The sequence below is a fragment of the Bacteroidales bacterium genome, assembly GCA_021157585.1.
Taxonomy (GTDB): Bacteria; Bacteroidota; Bacteroidia; order Bacteroidales; family UBA12170; genus UBA12170.
The window spans coordinates 37,951-54,033 of the sequence record JAGGWH010000156.1; the positions used below are offsets into that span (position 1 = coordinate 37,951).

Genomic DNA, 16,083 nt, shown 5'->3' on the forward strand with positions numbered 1-16,083 from the left:
AATTATCTGATTTCTGATTTGAAATTCACGAAGTTTATATACATTTGCAAAATAATTTACCAAATAAAAAGAAATATTAAAAGGATGTTTAACAAATTAATAGCAGGCATTTTACCGTATATGCCACAAAAATTGGTTTGGCAATTTTCCAAAGAATATATTGCCGGAGAAACACTTCAACAAGCAATTACAGTTGCAAAGGCATTAAATGCCGAAGGTTTATTAACCACATTAGATGTTTTAGGAGAATTTATTGAAAATTTAGATGAAGCAGAAGCTAATAAGCAAGAATATCTTAATGTTATAGAAACGGCAGAAGCAGAAAAGATAAATGGTAATTATTCCTTAAAACCAACTTCTTTTGGTTTATTAATTGATAAAGAAGTTGCCTATAAACATATTAGAGAAATTGTTGCTAAAGCAGCTTCTTACAATAATTTTGTTCGTATTGATATGGAAGATTCTCCTTGTACGGATATGGAAATAGAGTTGTTTAGAAAGCTTAAAGCTGAATTTCCGAAAAACGTTGGTTTGGTAGTTCAATCTTATATGCGTCGTACTCTTGATGATGTTAAAGGTCTAACAGATTTAAACACTTCTGAAAACCCTTTGAATTTTCGTTTATGTAAAGGTATTTATGTTGAACCGGTAAGTGTTGCTTATAAAAAATACGAGGAGGTAAATGAGCATTTTCTAAAGAACTTAGATTATATGCTAGAACAAAAAATGTATCCTGCTATTGCTACACACGATAAACCCTTGGTTGAGGGAGCTTACAGGCTACTCGATAAATACAAGCCTTCTAAAGATGAGTATGAATTTCAAATGTTATATGGAGTAACACCGGCTTTACGAAAATCTATTGTAGAAAAAGGGCATAAAATGCGTATTTATGTTCCTTTTGGAAAAGATTGGTTTGGTTATTCTACTCGTCGTTTAAAGGAAAATCCCAAGATGGCAAGCTTAATTATTAAGGCTATTTTTGTAAAAGGATAAGATACATCTAATTATTGTGCATCTTTAATTTTTCAATTATTATTAGTTTCCCCAGCTTTCTCTATCTAAACTTCGGTATTGGATAGCTTCTGCCAAATGATGATTTTGAATATTTTCGGAATTATCTAAGTCAGCTATTGTACGAGAAACTTTTAAAATACGGTCGTAAGCTCGAGCAGATAATTGCAGTTTCTCCATTGCGTTTTTTAGTAACTGATACCCATCTTTTTCGAGTTTACAATATTGCTGCATTTGTTTTGTATTCATTTGTGAGTTTGCATGCATTCCCTCTAATTTCTTAAAACGTATTTCTTGTATTTTTCTGGCTTTAATAACACGTTCTCTAACGACTTCGCTTTTTTCAGAAATCGGCGATTCAGCAAGATCGCGAAAAGGAACAGGAATTACTTCTATTTGAATATCAATCCTGTCTAATAGAGGACCCGAAATTTTATTTAAGTATTTTTTTACAACACCCGGAGCACAAACACATTCTTTTTCAGGATGATTATAATATCCGCAGGGACAAGGGTTCATAGCAGCCACAAGCATAAAATTAGATGGATATTCTATAGAAATTTTAGATCGGGAAATTCGTACTTTTCTATCTTCCATAGGTTGGCGCATAACCTCTAAAACAGTGCGTTTAAATTCAGGTAATTCGTCTAAAAACAAGACTCCGTTTTGAGCTAAACTAATCTCTCCTGGCATAGGATAACTTCCGCCTCCAACGAGTCCGGCATCAGAGATTGTGTGATGAGGAGCTCTGAACGGACGAATGGAGATAAGCGAATCGACATTTCCTAAATTTCCGGCTACAGAATGTATTTTTGTTGTTTCTAACGCTTCCTTTAAGTTAAGTGGCGGTAAAATACTTGGAATTCTTTTAGCGAGCATTGTTTTACCTGCTCCCGGAGGTCCGATAAATATAACATTATGTGATCCGGCTGCGGCAATTTCCAGAGCTCGTTTAATATTTTCCTGTCCTTTAACATCGGAAAAATCAAATTCATAATCACTTAATTGAGAATAAAACTCCTTTCGGGTATCTACCAAAGTAGGTTTTAATTCTTTCTTACCATTAAAGAAATCTATGGCTTCAGAAATATTCTCGATTCCATAAACATCTAAATTATTTACTATTGCTGCTTCTTTAGCATTTTTTAAAGGGAGAATAAAGCCTTTAAACCCTTCTTCTCTTGCTTTTATGGCTATTGAAAGAGCCCCTTTTATTGGTTGCAAACCACCATCGAGTGAAAGTTCACCCATAATTAAATAATTCCCAACAGTATTATTTTTTATCTGTCCCGAAGCCGCCAAAATACCAAGAGCAATAGTTAAATCGTAGGCTGAACCTTCTTTTCTAATATCGGCAGGAGCCATATTTACAACTATTTTCTTACCCGGAATTTTATATCCAATATGTTTTAATGCAGCTTCTATACGTTGGTGACTTTCACGGACAGCATTATCAGGTAAGCCAACCAAATACCAATTGATTCCCTGTTCTATACTTACTTCTACAGTAATGGTAATAGCATCTACACCAAGAAGTGCGCTACCAAATGTTTTTACTAGCATAACAAATTTATTTAAGAAGATATTGAACTGCTTATGCAGATTATTTACGAATCAAGATATATTTTTAATCTGTATGTTTCCTGAATTTAGCAGTAAAACAAAAGCGAGTTCCATCGTTTATTTTACTACTAAAAGTAAGGTCACCGCCCAAAAGGTTGGCTAAATTTTTGGCAACAACTAAACCCAAACCGCTTCCTCCATATTTTTTTGTAATACTTTGATTAAGTTGAGAAAAAGGCTTAAACAAATCAATTTGTTCTTCTTCCGGTATACCAATACCATTATCGTGAACGCAGGTTTTAATCAAAAAATGATCTGAAGTTTCTTCTAATAAATCAACTGTCAGCTTTATTAGTCCGTTAGTAGTAAATTTATTGGCGTTACCAATAAGATTTAGTAAGATTTGTTTATAACGAAGTGTGTCGCCTAAAACATTTTCAGGAATACTAGAGTCTACTTCTAATTCAATCTTATTAGATTGTGTTTTACATAAAATTTTATTTGCTTTTATAATAAGCTGAAGCTCTTTTCTTAATTGTAGAGGTTCTTCAACAATATTCAAAGCAAAAGATTCCATTTTACTTAAATCAAGCAAATCGTTAAGTAGATTATACATATGATGAGCCGAGAAATCAATCATTTCCATTCTCTCCATCCATTTGGGAGAAAGCTCTTTAGAGTCGAGTAAATCTACAATTCCTATAATGGCACTAAGTGGATTTCTAATTTCATGACTTATCTTAGCCAGAAACATCATCTTTTCTTCTTTAGCTTTTTCAGCTTCATTTTTTGCTACCTCTAATTCTATTTTGGATTTCTCGAGTTGTAGAAATACCTTTACTTTTGATTCTAAAATCTTGAGGTTAACAGGTTTTACGATATAATCGACAGCACCTGTTTCATAACCTTTAAAAATACTGCTATCGTCGAAATAAACCGCTGAAATAAAAATAATCGGTGTGTGACGATTACTCTTTGCAATATGAATTAATTTTGCCAGTTCGAAGCCATTCATTTCGGGCATATGAACATCAAGAATAAGTAAGGCAAAATCATATTCTTGAGTTAAATTATAAGCTTCTATAGAGCTGGTAGTTGTTATAATTTCAGCATCTAAATGCTTTATTGAGCCGGAAATTCTTAAAATATTTTCGGGTAAATCATCGACAACTAAAATGCGAGGTTTTTTTTGCGTTTCCATAAACGGAGTTTAAACACTACCAAAGGTAGAGAAAAAATTCCAAATTTGCATAATCATTATTATAACGATTGGAAAATAGAGTTAACAGACTAAGTTAATTTTATTTTGCGAAAGACGCGTGTTTAAAACGTCGGTGCGACCATAAATAATATTCAGGAGCATTTTTAATGTCTTCTTCCATTAAGCGAATATATTCGGAAGTTATCCAACCATCTTCTGTTTCTTGAGGGGAAACGGTAATAGGGATAATTTCTGCGGTATATTTACTTCTTGCGATTTTTTTAATTCTACCATAAAAAACGGGTAAATTATATTTTTTGGCATAAGCTTCCGGACCGATAAAAAAGGGAACCTCTTTACCTAAAAATACAGCGCGGTATTTATAATCTTTGCGTGGCGATTGGTCAGACATCAGACAATTAACAAATTGCGTTCCTTTTTTATTATAGCGTACAAGTGTGCTGGCTGCCTTTTTCGACGGAACAACTTTAAAGCCATAGCGTTCTCGGTTTGTCACCATAAGTTTATCAAAAATACGGTTGCTTAAAGGTGTATATGCTGCCCAACTTAATATTTTTGTAATTTTTCTCAAATAAAAAAGCCATTCCCAGTTTCCATAATGACCGGTAACCATCATTAAGCTTTTACCGGCTTTAATTTGTTCAAGAGCTAAATGTTCGTTAATATAAACATAGCGTTTTTGTAATTCTTTTTCGGATATGCTAAGTGTTTTTAACGATTCTATCAGAAAATCAGCAAAATGCTTAACAAATTTTTTGGCAATTTTTTTGTTTTCTTTTAAAGAATTATTGGGAAAGGCTATAGATAAGTTACTTAATATCACTTTTTTACGATATCCAATAACATAATAAAGTAATAAATATAAAAAATCAGAAATTAGATGTAAACACCAAAATGGTAGCCGTGACAATAGTTTTAAAAATACGAAAATAATTTTATAGGCCATTAACAATAATGCATTTACTCAATTTCTCCTAATTTCTTTTTTACGCCATCAAGCATTGACTGTGTAAGCTCGGGTAGATTATATTTATATTCTAATCCCCAATCGGCTTTAGCTACACTATCGTCGATAGTGGCCGGCCAAGAATTAGCAATAGCCTGACGAAAATCCGGCTCATAATCAATTTTAAAATTTGGAATATGCTTTTTAATTTCTTCTGCAAGTTCTTGCGGGTTAAAACTAATGCCGGCAACATTGTAACTAGAGTGCAAACTAAGCTTTTCTTTATCGGCTTCCATTAAATCGATAGTGGCTTTTATGGCATCCTCCATAAACATCATTGGCAACTTAGTTTCTTTTGATAAAAAAGAAGTGTAACTGCCTTTTTTAACCGCGTCATAAAAAATCTCAACAGCATAATCGGTTGTTCCGCCTCCGGCTTCTGTTTTATACGAAATTAAGCCGGGATAACGGATGCTCCTGACATCAACACCATAACGTTTATGAAAATATTCGACCCAACGTTCGCCGGCAAGTTTACTAATTCCGTAAACGGTATTTGGTTCGGTAATGGTATATTGTGGTGTGTCAAAACGTGGTGTTGAAGGTCCAAAAACAGCAATAGAACTTGGCCAAAATACTTTTTTAATAGCGTCTACCTCTTTTGCCAAATCTAGAATATTCATCAAAGAACGCATATTTATATCCCAAGCTTGTACGGGGATTTTTTCGGCATTTCCCGATAATACAGCAGCAAGATGGTAAATTTGAGTAATCTTATGTCTAATTACAAAATGAATAAGACGATTACCATCCATAACATCAAGTATTTCGAAAGGACCGCCATTAACAATATCTTCGGAAGCTTGTTTTATATCAGTAGCAAATACTCTTTGCGTTCCATAACGTTTCCGTAGTTCCACAACCAATTCCGATCCAATTTGTCCGGCGGCTCCAATTACCAAAATATTTTCCATAGGTTTATATGTTTTAATTGTGTTTTTCTAAAATCCGTAGGCTCTACCTTCCATCTTATTAACAGGCACTTTTATTAACTGAACCTCCTCGAGAGAAGGTTTACTATATTTAAATTCTTTTGGAGAATAGTTTTTCATAAAATGGTGAAGTAAGCTTCGCTTTTCTTCGATATCATCAATAAAGTTTACTTTTCCATAAACCAATACAGAACGGTATTTCATGCTCCAACTACAAGCAACATTTTCATTCTGCCAATATAATTGATGGTCGGTACTAAAAACAATACAAACATTAGGATTGTGTTTTAGTATATCTATTTTTTTTCCTTGCTTTGCTCCATGCAATAATACGGTATTGTCGGCAAAACCAAAATTCATCGGAAGAACGTAAGGTTTATTTTCTTTATCAACCATAGAAACATAACAAACGTTACAATTTTGAATAATATCAAGAAGATCACGTTGGTTATTTAGTACTCTGTTTTTCATATTTCTCTGATGAATTTTATCTCGCAAAAGTACTAAACTCAATGAAATAGTTTATGCTTTTTATATTTTTATTGATAATAAAATAACAACAATTTATTTTACACTTACATTAAGTATACTTAATTTATTTAGTATACTTGCGTTACAGATAAAGTATATTTAATCTATAAAAGATAACCACAGAAAAATAGTTGTTAGTATGGATGATATAGCCGGAGGAAACCTAGAGGGTATTGAGCATATCCATCTAAGAGAATTTTTAAGTACTATTTTTTAACTTTTTAGTCCTATCACAAATTAATTACTAGAATCATTTTGCCAAATAATTATTCCACCGTAACCGATTTAGCCAAATTTCTTGGCATATCCACTTCGCAATTACGAGCAACGGCAATATGATAAGCTAATAACTGCATAGGAATAGTAGCCAAAAGCGGTACAAGCATTTCTTCAGTTTCAGGAATTTCTATAACATAATCTGCCAAACGTTTAACTTCAGTATCGCCTTTAGTTACGATGGCTAAAATGATTCCTTTACGTGCTTTTATTTCTTCAATATTACTTACTACCTTTTCGTAGGTTCCTTTGTTTGTAGCAACAACTACCACAGGCATATTTTTATCGATAAGTGCTATTGGTCCGTGTTTCATCTCAGCTGCCGGATAACCTTCGGCATGGATATAAGAAATTTCTTTTAGTTTAAGAGCACCTTCTAAAGCAACGGGGAAATTATATCCTCTTCCTAAGTATAAGAAATTACGTGCATTTACAAATGCTTTAGATATCTCTTTAACTTGTTCATTTATGCGTAAGGCTTCTTCTACTTTAAAAGGAATTTCTTCTAATTCGTGTAACAAATGATGGAATTTTGAACGCTCGATAGTCCCTCTCATTTTTGCTAATCGCAGAGCCATTAATGTAAGAACAGACACTTGAGCGGTAAATGCTTTTGTAGAAGCTACTCCTATTTCCGGTCCGGCATGGGTATAACTTCCGGCATGAGTTTCTCTGGCAATACTGGATCCAACAACATTACAAATACCTATTATTGTCGCTCCTTTTTCTTTTGCCATACGAATAGCCGCCAATGTATCAGCAGTTTCTCCGGATTGCGAAATAGCAATAACTACATCATCTTCGTTTATAATGGGGTTACGGTAACGGAATTCTGAACCATATTCCACCTCAACAGGAATACGTGCAATATCTTCAAATAAATATTCTCCAACAAGAGCAGCATGCCAAGAAGTACCACAAGCTACCATAATAATTCTTTTGGCAGCAGCCATCTTATCCTCGTATTCAGAGATACCTCCTAAAGAAATTGTTTCCTGATCTAAACGTAAACGCCCACGCATACTATCTCTGATAGAAAGTGGTTGCTCATATATTTCTTTCATCATAAAATGATCGTAACCACTTTTTTCTATAGCCGACAGATTCATTTCCAATTCTTGCACATAAGGTATTTCCTCATGATCAGCAATAGTGATAATTCTCATTTCTCCCTCACGTGGAATAATTGCTATTTCTTCATCATTAAGATAAACCACATGTTTTGTATATTCTATCAATGGAGTTGCATCAGAAGCAATAAAATGTTCATCTTCTCCAATACCAACAACTAATGGACTTCCTTTTCTGGCAGCAATTAATAAATCGGGATCTCCTTTAGATAAAATAGCTATGGCATAAGCACCAACAACTTGATTTAAAGCAATACGGACGGCTTCAACTAAATCTAGACCTTCTTTTTGTTGAACATCTTCAATAAGGTGAATTAAAACTTCAGTATCTGTTTCGCTTAAAAAATTATGCCCTCGCATTTGCATCTCTTCACGCAAAGAAGCATAATTCTCAATAATTCCATTATGAATCATTGCAAGCGTTTTATATTGAGAATAGTGAGGGTGAGCATTAAGTTGATTGGGTTCTCCGTGAGTAGCCCAACGAGTATGACCAATTCCTATGGTACCACTAATGTCTTTTCCTTTAACACTAGCTTCAAGGTCTTTAACCCTACCTGCTGTTTTATATAGTTTTAAATCTCCATCGGCAAGGGCTATTCCGGCACTATCGTAACCTCTATATTCTAATCTTTTTAATCCTTTTATTAAAATGGGATAAGCCTCTCTGGGGCCAATGTATCCGACAATTCCACACATATCGTTTTATTTAGGGATAAGATTCTGGCGTTAATCATTTGTTAAGTCGAGCAAAATTAAAAAATAAAGTGTTTTGAAAAAAATATTGACTAATCTCACTGTAACGATATTCAAAAATACACTATTAATTTCAATTTTGATATTCAAATTCATATTTATTTGCTTGCTTATTTTCTATCTGCCATATTTTCTGTATTTTTAGAGAGTTATACATAGAGCTAATTATTTTAAATTTGTGTTTAATACTTAAGTTATAATGATAAAACATTTTACTATACCTATTTTTATTCCTGAATTGGCCTGTCCGTTTCAGTGTGTTTTTTGTGATCAACGAAAAATATCAGGGTCTATTAAAGTCCCTGATTTAAAAGAGGTAGACGATATTATTCAAAAACATTTAAGTACATTGCCAACAGAAAAAGTACAAATTGAGATTGGTTTTTTTGGTGGAAATTTTACCGGAATACCTGAATCCGACCAGCATAATTTTTTAAAGATTGCTCAAAAATATGTAGATAGCGGAAGGGTTGATTCCATCCGTCTTTCTACTCGTCCCGATTATATATCCGATAGTATTCTTTCTCTTTTAAATGAATATTCTGTTAAAACAATAGAGTTAGGTGCTCAATCGATGAACGAGGGCGTGTTGATTAAATCGGGGAGGGGGCATACGGCTCAAGATGTTATAGACAGCTCCAAATTAATACAGGAAGCCGGATTTAATCTTGGTTTACAAATTATGCTTGGGTTACCCGGCGACACCAAAGAAAAATGCTTAGAAACAGCAGAACAAATTGTTGCTCTTCAGCCACATGACATCCGTATTTACCCAACATTGGTTATTAAAGGTACGGAATTAGCAGAACTTTTTAAAAATGGAAGGTACGAACCTTTGAGTTTGCAAACTGCTGTACTTTGGTCTAAAGATATTTATAGTATTTTCGATAAAGCAGGTTTAAATATTATCCGTGTTGGCTTACATCCTTCGGAGGAATTAACAGATAGCAAATCCTTACTCGCAGGACCTTATCATCCTTCTTTTCGAGAATTAGTATTAACTGAATTATGGAAAGATCGTTTTTTAGAAAGACTTGAATTTTCAAAATCTAAGTCTCTAATAATTTATGTTGCTGCATCAGAACTTAATTATGCTATTGGTTATAACAGTACCAACAAAAAATTATTAGAACAAAAATTTGAGGCTGTAAAAATAAAAATCGACCAAAAATTGATTAACTATTCTTTTTATGCTGATTATTATTGATAAGCGTATCCCAAAAGAAGCCAAAAAACGCTTATCTTATTTTGGTGATTTAGTAGAATTATCGACCCAAAATATTACTTATTCGGCTATTTCGGGTCATCCTGATATTTTTCTTTGTCAAACTCCAAAATCTTTAATTTGTGCTCCCAACTTACCGGAAAATTACCAAACTATCTTCAAAAACAAAGGGATTGATTTTATCCTAGGAAATAATCTTGTAGGATCAAGTTTTCCCGAAACCAGCTTTTATAACTGTTTAGTAACCGAAGACTATCTTTTTCATAAAAAAGGACATACAGACAAGCAGATTCTTAAACAGTGCGAAGAGATAGAATTTATTAATTTACCACAAGCCTATACCAGATGTAGTTTGATTGCTATTTCGCCGCAAAATTTTATAAGCTCCGACAAAGGCATAGAAAAGGCATTGCGAAAACACAGGCTAAATGTACATTATTTTTCATCTAAAGAAATCCTTTTGCCCGATATGCCACACGGATTTATTGGTGGTGCTTTGGGCTTACATTCTAATAAACTTTTTGTTATTGGAAACCCTGATTTTCATTCTTGGGGGAATGAGTTTAAGGCACTCATTAAGCGGCAAGATATTGAATTAATTTCTCTTTATAATGGATCTTTTTTTGATGGTGGTGGAATTTTCTTTTTAGAATAAACTCAAGAGAATGTGATATATGCATTAGCAAGAAAGTTCCAAATAGTTACAAATCCAATAGCAAAGAGTTTCGATAAATAAAAATTCCAATGCATTTTATTTACTATCAGCCAAAGAACTAAGGTATTCAAACCTAAGCCTATTAAAGAGATTAATAAAAACTGCGAATATTCAACTAAAATCTGTGGGTTTTCGCTTTGAAAAGTCCATATTCTATTAAACAAATAATTTGAGCTTGCAGCAAGAGTAAAACCCAAAGCGTTGGATAAATATTTTTGAAGCTTTACCTTTTCTTTAAAAAGATAAGTAAACCCAAAATCGATAAATAAACCCGAAAAACCTACCAAAACAAATTTGATAAACTTATGGATTAAAGCTTCGCTTATTTGAAATAAAAGCATAGAAAAAAGAGTCGTTAAAATACGGCTCTATATTTTATAAATTAACCAATAAAACTACTTTCTCATTATTACGAATAACATCAACTGTGGCTGTTGTACTTGCTTCCAACTTTTTTAAGCGACTCATATATTCGTATATATTACTTACCGGCATTCCGTTAATAGCAACAATACGATCGCCTCTTTTCATTCCGGCAGCTTCGGCCGGACCGCCTTTACTAACAGCATCAACACCTAAGCCGTTATTTTCTGTAGAGGTAAAGTTAGGCATAATACCTAATGTTATTTTATATCTTCTACTACCGTTGGCTCTTTGTTTTGGTCCTGCCTCTTTAAAAGTCAGATTCTCTTCTCTATTAATAAGATTCAACATTAGATTATAGGTATAATCGGCAATTGATTTGGTACCCTCGAGATTAATCTTATCGGGGGTATCAAAAGGTGTATGATAATCAGGGTGAGCACCGGAACTCAAGAAAAATACAGGAATATCTTTAGCGTAAAAAGATGCGTGGTCTGATGGACCAAATCCTTCTTGTTGCATGCTAATTGCAAAAGTAGAATCTGTATTTAAACTATTTAAAATATTCTCAGATTCGGGAGACGTTCCCGTTCCTCCAATCATTAAACTATTGTCTTTTTTTAAGCGTCCAATCATATCAATATTAACCATGGCTTTTAATTGCTTAAGCTCAAATAAAGGATTTTCCACAAAATAATTTGATCCTAAAAGTCCCATTTCTTCGGCACCAAAAGCCATAATCAATACGCTTCGTTTTAAATCTTTTTGAGTAGCGAGTTTTTCAGCTATTTCAATAATTCCGGCTACTCCTGAAGCGTTATCGTCAGCACCATAATGAACAGCTACTGTATCGGGCATACGAGAGCCGGAACTTGGACCTCCAAAGCCCAAATGATCCCAATGAGCTCCTAAAACAATTATTTCGTCTTTTAATTCATTACCTTCTATAAAAGCCAAAATATTTTCCGTTTCAACCTTTTTTTGTTTTACATCGGTAGTAGCATTCAAAGTTTTTCCACTAGCAAAAGAAATAGGCGTATGTTTTTCGTTAAGATTTTTTTCAAGTTCTCCAATAGTGGTTTTTTCTAAAAAGGCATTTGCAAATTCTCTTTTTATATTAATGACAGATATTCCCGCATTAGATCGTGTTTTATCAAAATTTAATCCAATAAGTTTATCGCCTTTATCGAACTTAGGTCCGTTTACAAACAAAACTCCGGCAGCACCTTTATCTTTTGCCGTAATAACCTTATCTCGCTCTCCTGCATATTTGGCAAATTCGCTATTTTCATCATCACCTTCAGGATCGCCCATTAATACAAGGACCCATTTATCTTTTACATCAACAGTAGCGTAATCGTCCCACGAAATTTTATCTGTTTCTATAGAAAAACCATAACCGACAAAAACAACCTCAGCTTCTAAGCTCATATTTTTTGTGTAGGAAAAAGGGGCGAAATCTGTATTTAAGACCCCTTGTGTATCGCCAAACTGTATGGTGTTATTTTCGCCTGCAGTGATGGCAGTTACAACTTCAAACTTTTGAAACCCGTTATCACCTAAGAGTTCCAAACTCCCTTTAACAAAATTATATTTAATATAATTAGCGGCAATTTTACTTTCTTCTGTTCCGGGATAACGCCCTTTTAAAGAATCTGATGCTAAATATCGAATATGTCCGTCAAGTTCTTTGATTGTGATTTCGGGATTCTCAACATTACAAGAATCAAATAAAAAAAGAGCCATTAGGCCTAATAGGGTATAATTTAATTTCTTGAACATAAGCTTGATTTTAGTGCTTTATAATTCACGAAATTACAAGAAAAAAATTGATTCTGTAGGAAATACATATAAAAAACCCGACTTTCAGGGGTTCAGAAGAAGTCGGGTTTTAAATGTGTGTAATTTAGGGGTATCTTAAATGCGATAACTTAAAACTAGTCGAGCCCCTATTCCACCGTCAACCCAAACGGTATAGTTTCCTGCTCCTAATTTTAAACTTGATAATTTTGCTCCACTTTCTTGAACTTTTCCATTTCCATCTCTATTATATCGATAAACGATATTACCGTTTGCAGCTTTAATTACAAATCCTTTATTAGTAAATGCGGCTCCACTATAGCAGTTATTACCTGCTACCAATGTGTTTATAACAAATGCTGATGCGGTTTTACCACTTGGGACAACTAAATTAGCGGGTTGAGAAACGCAAGAAGAGTTAATACTTGCATTTATTTTATGCTGTGCCTGTACGGTAAAACCTAAAAAAACAATTAAAATAACTAATACTACTTTTTTCATAATGATGAATATTTAATACCTATCAAAGGTAGTGTAGTAAACAGATGAGTTTATACCTAAATACTGATTCGTAGCATTTGAATCCATATTCGATAAGGTTGAGAAAAAATCCGATTAATATCTTGAGCTAAAAATATTGCTAAAGATGATTTTTACTTTGTAGAATATTGAAAAGCTGTACTTTTGTAAATAATTGATTTGGTTTATGAGCAAGCGCTATTTTATTGAACTAGCATATAATGGACGGAATTTTCATGGATGGCAGATACAGCCTAATGCAATTACTGTTCAAGAAACACTACAAGATGCTTTAAAAATATTATTAAAACAAAAAATAGATGTTATAGGTTGTGGAAGAACTGATACCGGTGTTCATGCTCGTCAGTTTTTTGCTCATATGGAATTGGATTTAGATACTATTGAGGTAAGCGTAGATCAACTAACCTATAAATTGAATCGTCTTCTAAATAACGATATTGCTATTTTTCGCATTTTTATCGTAAATGATGCTGCGCACACTCGCTTTGAAGCATTAAGTAGAACATATGAATATCGTTTGCGTATGGATAAATATCCTTTCGATCAGGAATTTACTTATCGTTCAACATATCCTAAGCTTGATTTTGAACTTATGAATAAAGCAGCTGCTTTATTGTTTAATTATACCGACTTTACAAGTTTTTCAAAAACAGGTACCGATGTTAAAACTAATAATTGCAAGATAATGCAAGCCGACTGGAAAAACGTAGATGGGGTTTGGATATTTACTATAAAAGCCGATCGTTTTTTAAGAAATATGGTGAGGGCTATTGTTGGAACACTTTTAGAAGTAGGTAGTGGAAAAATAGATTTAAACAATTTTACACAAATTATCGAAAGCAAGAATCGTAGTAATGCGGGATGGTCAGTTCCTGCTCATGGCTTAGCTTTAATTAAATTAGAGTATCCCGATTGGATTTATTCTGTATAAACCAACCAACTTGAGTTAATAATGTTAAATAGCAAACCTCCAAACAAACTTAGTCATTACCGTAGTTCCTTCAAGAGTTAATTTATCATCAGCAGTAGATAAAGACTGATTAACGATAAAGAAAAAATCAGCTCCTATTTTAGGAATCCAATTAAAACGGAAATTAAGCAAAACCTCCTCCTCTTCACTATTCCATTGTCCGAAAATACCACTGTTTAATTTGGGACTGTAAGCATAGGATATTCGACCACTTAACTCAGTTGCGGTGGCATCTTCTCCTGCAAGATGAAGATAGTTTTGCGACCAACCGCTGGCGAAATTCCAATGCTTATTTATGTTTAAAGCAATGCTTCCTCTAATAGACTCTCGTTTACCTGTATAAAAATCACCAACACTTGCACTTAATCTTCCTGAAATTTTTCTGGCACTGTATGATCTGAATTGTACTTCCAGTCTATTATCCAAATAATCACCTACAGGAATATTTATTGTATCTAAAATATCAAAACTTTCTGTAAGTCGATCAAAATTGTGTTGTACATTGAATTCAACAAACTCACCACTTTTAAACATAATGCCTAAAGGACGCCATTCGTAATTAATACTTTCCAATTCGTTGGTGGCACTATTTACATAATAAGAAATATCTATTGGCTTGAGTTCTAAGTTTCTGGCAAAACCGATAAATTTTGGACGTGGATTAAACTGTAATTCAGTACTATATCTTCTTGCATTATTTCTTCTAATATATCCAATTTCAGGATTAAAATTGGCTTGTACATCATTAATACTTAAATCAAACTCAACCCAATCGTTGGGAAAAGAAAGAGATATGTCGTAAGCAGTATTGTCTTTATTTGTTGAGTCGCTGGTGAATGTTTGTGCAATACCAGAAGTAATTATCAAGTTTTTATTTCCTAAAAAAGAGCTGGTAGCGTATTTAAAATCGGCACCATAAACAAAGTTTGAATGACCGTTTTGAATTTTAGACGTTACGATAAAACCTATGCTGCTTTGTTTCCAGATATCCTGATTTACGCGTAAAACAGAAAAATTAGTTGTTGGAACAGAGTCTATTTCCGCCGTTTGGATATTTAAGAAACCAATATTTGTTTTGTTATGCTTACCGAAAATACGAGCTCCGACAATAATTGGAACATCCTGTTCAGTATCGCTGTCATTTCCTATTCTTCGTGAATAAAATAATTGATTCCCATGTCCTAGATTCATTTCAAACTGATTACTTCCTTCTAGAAAAAACTCACGTTTTTCGCGATAGTATAAAGAAAATCGCGATAAATTTATTCTTGCCTGATCGTCTTCTACCTGTCCAAAATCAGTTTTAGCTGTTAAATTTAGTTTTAATGTTGGAGTAATATTAATATTTACATCCCCTCCATAATTATAAATAAAGTCTGTTTTATTACCATTTATTTTTTCAATACCGGCGGCAGCATAGGGCTTTATCTCTATTCTTTCTTTGGCTTTTATGTTTTCTAAACCGGATAATTTCCCCGCTTGCGATATTGTTTCAATCTCAAACTGCCTACTCCAGCCTTTCCACATTACTTGTTCTCTTTTGTGTCGAATATTTCGCTCTATGTTTAAAGCCCAAATTTGCTTTTTTTGGTTTGGAAATTTCAAAGTAGAAAATGGTATCTCAAATTCAGCAAACCAACCCTCTTCCGTTATTGTAGTAGCCACATCCCAAATGCCATTCCAGCTTTTATTAAAACCGGCACCTTCGTTAGAAATCATTACATCGGCTCTTGCGCCATTAGGATTGGTAACAAATAAATACCCATTTCTATTATCATTAAAAGGACTAAATATTAATTCGATATTATCATCTCCTCTCCAATTAAAATCACGTTTCATTTGAGTAGCCCGGATTTTATCGGGATTGCTTTCGTAAGCCCAAACGGCTACATACATTTTGTTAGTAGTGTAAATAATAGCGACTTCCGTTTTTTCGGTTGCAGCTTCACCTTCTGCCATTTCGCGCTGTGTAAAATTAGAAATACGCATAGCTTTATTCCATACTTCTTCGTTAAGTCGTCCGTCTAATTTTATTTTTGC

General features: G+C 33.5%; 14 protein-coding genes. 4 read left to right on the top strand and 10 right to left on the bottom strand.

Features of this window, described 5'->3' with window-relative positions:
• Positions 1 to 84: 84 nt before the first annotated feature.
• Positions 85 to 996 carry a proline dehydrogenase family protein gene (locus tag J7K39_10680; GenBank protein MCD6180356.1) on the top strand — a complete coding sequence of 304 codons (912 nt, stop codon included), beginning with the start codon at positions 85 to 87 and terminating at the stop codon, positions 994 to 996.
• 42 nt (positions 997 to 1,038) lie between these two features.
• Here the strand turns inward: J7K39_10680 and J7K39_10685 are convergent, their stop codons facing one another.
• From J7K39_10685 to glmS, 6 genes are all read right to left on the bottom strand, one after another.
• Entirely contained in the window at positions 1,039 to 2,577 is a 1,539-nt protein-coding gene (locus J7K39_10685; GenBank protein ID MCD6180357.1) for a YifB family Mg chelatase-like AAA ATPase, read from the bottom strand.
• A 64-nt stretch (positions 2,578 to 2,641) separates the two neighbouring features.
• Positions 2,642 to 3,778, bottom strand: coding sequence for a response regulator (locus J7K39_10690; protein MCD6180358.1), 1,137 nt, complete (start codon positions 3,776 to 3,778; stop codon positions 2,642 to 2,644).
• A 100-nt stretch (positions 3,779 to 3,878) separates the two neighbouring features.
• Positions 3,879 to 4,709: a lysophospholipid acyltransferase family protein gene (locus J7K39_10695; protein ID MCD6180359.1), complete on the bottom strand. Its 831-nt coding sequence runs from the start codon at positions 4,707 to 4,709 to the stop codon at positions 3,879 to 3,881.
• A gap of 50 nt (positions 4,710 to 4,759) precedes the next feature.
• Positions 4,760 to 5,719 carry an NAD-dependent epimerase/dehydratase family protein gene (locus J7K39_10700; GenBank protein ID MCD6180360.1) on the bottom strand — a complete coding sequence of 320 codons (960 nt, stop codon included), beginning with the start codon at positions 5,717 to 5,719 and terminating at the stop codon, positions 4,760 to 4,762.
• 27 nt (positions 5,720 to 5,746) lie between these two features.
• Entirely contained in the window at positions 5,747 to 6,208 is a 462-nt protein-coding gene (locus J7K39_10705) for a pyridoxamine 5'-phosphate oxidase family protein (protein ID MCD6180361.1), read from the bottom strand.
• A 326-nt stretch (positions 6,209 to 6,534) separates the two neighbouring features.
• Positions 6,535 to 8,373: a glutamine--fructose-6-phosphate transaminase (isomerizing) gene (glmS, locus tag J7K39_10710; protein ID MCD6180362.1), complete on the bottom strand. Its 1,839-nt coding sequence runs from the start codon at positions 8,371 to 8,373 to the stop codon at positions 6,535 to 6,537.
• A 256-nt stretch (positions 8,374 to 8,629) separates the two neighbouring features.
• On the opposite strand from glmS, the gene J7K39_10715 reads away from it, so the two are divergent.
• Positions 8,630 to 9,637: a radical SAM protein gene (locus J7K39_10715; GenBank protein ID MCD6180363.1), complete on the top strand. Its 1,008-nt coding sequence runs from the start codon at positions 8,630 to 8,632 to the stop codon at positions 9,635 to 9,637.
• Positions 9,621 to 10,310 (top strand): hypothetical protein, encoded by a 690-nt coding sequence (locus tag J7K39_10720; protein MCD6180364.1) that lies wholly within the window; start codon positions 9,621 to 9,623, stop codon positions 10,308 to 10,310. The genes J7K39_10715 and J7K39_10720 overlap by 17 nt, the downstream gene beginning before the upstream one ends.
• Before the next feature lie 2 nt (positions 10,311 to 10,312).
• Here the strand turns inward: J7K39_10720 and J7K39_10725 are convergent, their stop codons facing one another.
• From J7K39_10725 to J7K39_10735, 3 genes are all read right to left on the bottom strand, one after another.
• Positions 10,313 to 10,711: a GtrA family protein gene (locus J7K39_10725; GenBank protein MCD6180365.1), complete on the bottom strand. Its 399-nt coding sequence runs from the start codon at positions 10,709 to 10,711 to the stop codon at positions 10,313 to 10,315.
• A gap of 34 nt (positions 10,712 to 10,745) precedes the next feature.
• On the bottom strand, positions 10,746 to 12,515 hold the full coding sequence (locus J7K39_10730; GenBank protein MCD6180366.1) for a M20/M25/M40 family metallo-hydrolase: 1,770 nt from the start codon (positions 12,513 to 12,515) through the stop codon (positions 10,746 to 10,748).
• 135 nt (positions 12,516 to 12,650) lie between these two features.
• A complete protein-coding gene (locus tag J7K39_10735) occupies positions 12,651 to 13,034 on the bottom strand; it encodes a hypothetical protein (GenBank protein ID MCD6180367.1) in 384 nt (127 codons plus the stop codon).
• Positions 13,035 to 13,239: 205 nt separating this feature from the next.
• Here J7K39_10735 and truA point away from each other — a divergent pair, with 205 nt between their 5' ends.
• Complete coding sequence (gene truA, locus J7K39_10740; protein ID MCD6180368.1) at positions 13,240 to 14,004, top strand: tRNA pseudouridine(38-40) synthase TruA; 765 nt, start codon at positions 13,240 to 13,242, stop codon at positions 14,002 to 14,004.
• Positions 14,005 to 14,028: 24 nt separating this feature from the next.
• On the opposite strand, the gene J7K39_10745 is transcribed toward truA, so the two are convergent.
• Positions 14,029 to 16,083, bottom strand: a 2,055-nt coding sequence (locus tag J7K39_10745) for a carbohydrate binding family 9 domain-containing protein (protein MCD6180369.1), incomplete at its 5' end; no start/stop codon positions are given.

Coding starts and splice junctions, on each gene's coding strand:
- J7K39_10680 (MCD6180356.1), top strand. CDS start 85: ATGTTTAACAAATTAATAGCAGGCATTTTACCGTATATGCCACAAAAA.
- J7K39_10685 (MCD6180357.1), bottom strand. CDS start 2,577: ATGCTAGTAAAAACATTTGGTAGCGCACTTCTTGGTGTAGATGCTATT.
- J7K39_10690 (MCD6180358.1), bottom strand. CDS start 3,778: ATGGAAACGCAAAAAAAACCTCGCATTTTAGTTGTCGATGATTTACCC.
- J7K39_10700 (MCD6180360.1), bottom strand. CDS start 5,719: ATGGAAAATATTTTGGTAATTGGAGCCGCCGGACAAATTGGATCGGAA.
- J7K39_10705 (MCD6180361.1), bottom strand. CDS start 6,208: ATGAAAAACAGAGTACTAAATAACCAACGTGATCTTCTTGATATTATT.
- glmS (MCD6180362.1), bottom strand. CDS start 8,373: ATGTGTGGAATTGTCGGATACATTGGCCCCAGAGAGGCTTATCCCATT.
- J7K39_10715 (MCD6180363.1), top strand. CDS start 8,630: ATGATAAAACATTTTACTATACCTATTTTTATTCCTGAATTGGCCTGT.
- J7K39_10720 (MCD6180364.1), top strand. CDS start 9,621: ATGCTGATTATTATTGATAAGCGTATCCCAAAAGAAGCCAAAAAACGC.
- J7K39_10725 (MCD6180365.1), bottom strand. CDS start 10,711: ATGCTTTTATTTCAAATAAGCGAAGCTTTAATCCATAAGTTTATCAAA.
- J7K39_10730 (MCD6180366.1), bottom strand. CDS start 12,515: ATGTTCAAGAAATTAAATTATACCCTATTAGGCCTAATGGCTCTTTTT.
- J7K39_10735 (MCD6180367.1), bottom strand. CDS start 13,034: ATGAAAAAAGTAGTATTAGTTATTTTAATTGTTTTTTTAGGTTTTACC.
- truA (MCD6180368.1), top strand. CDS start 13,240: ATGAGCAAGCGCTATTTTATTGAACTAGCATATAATGGACGGAATTTT.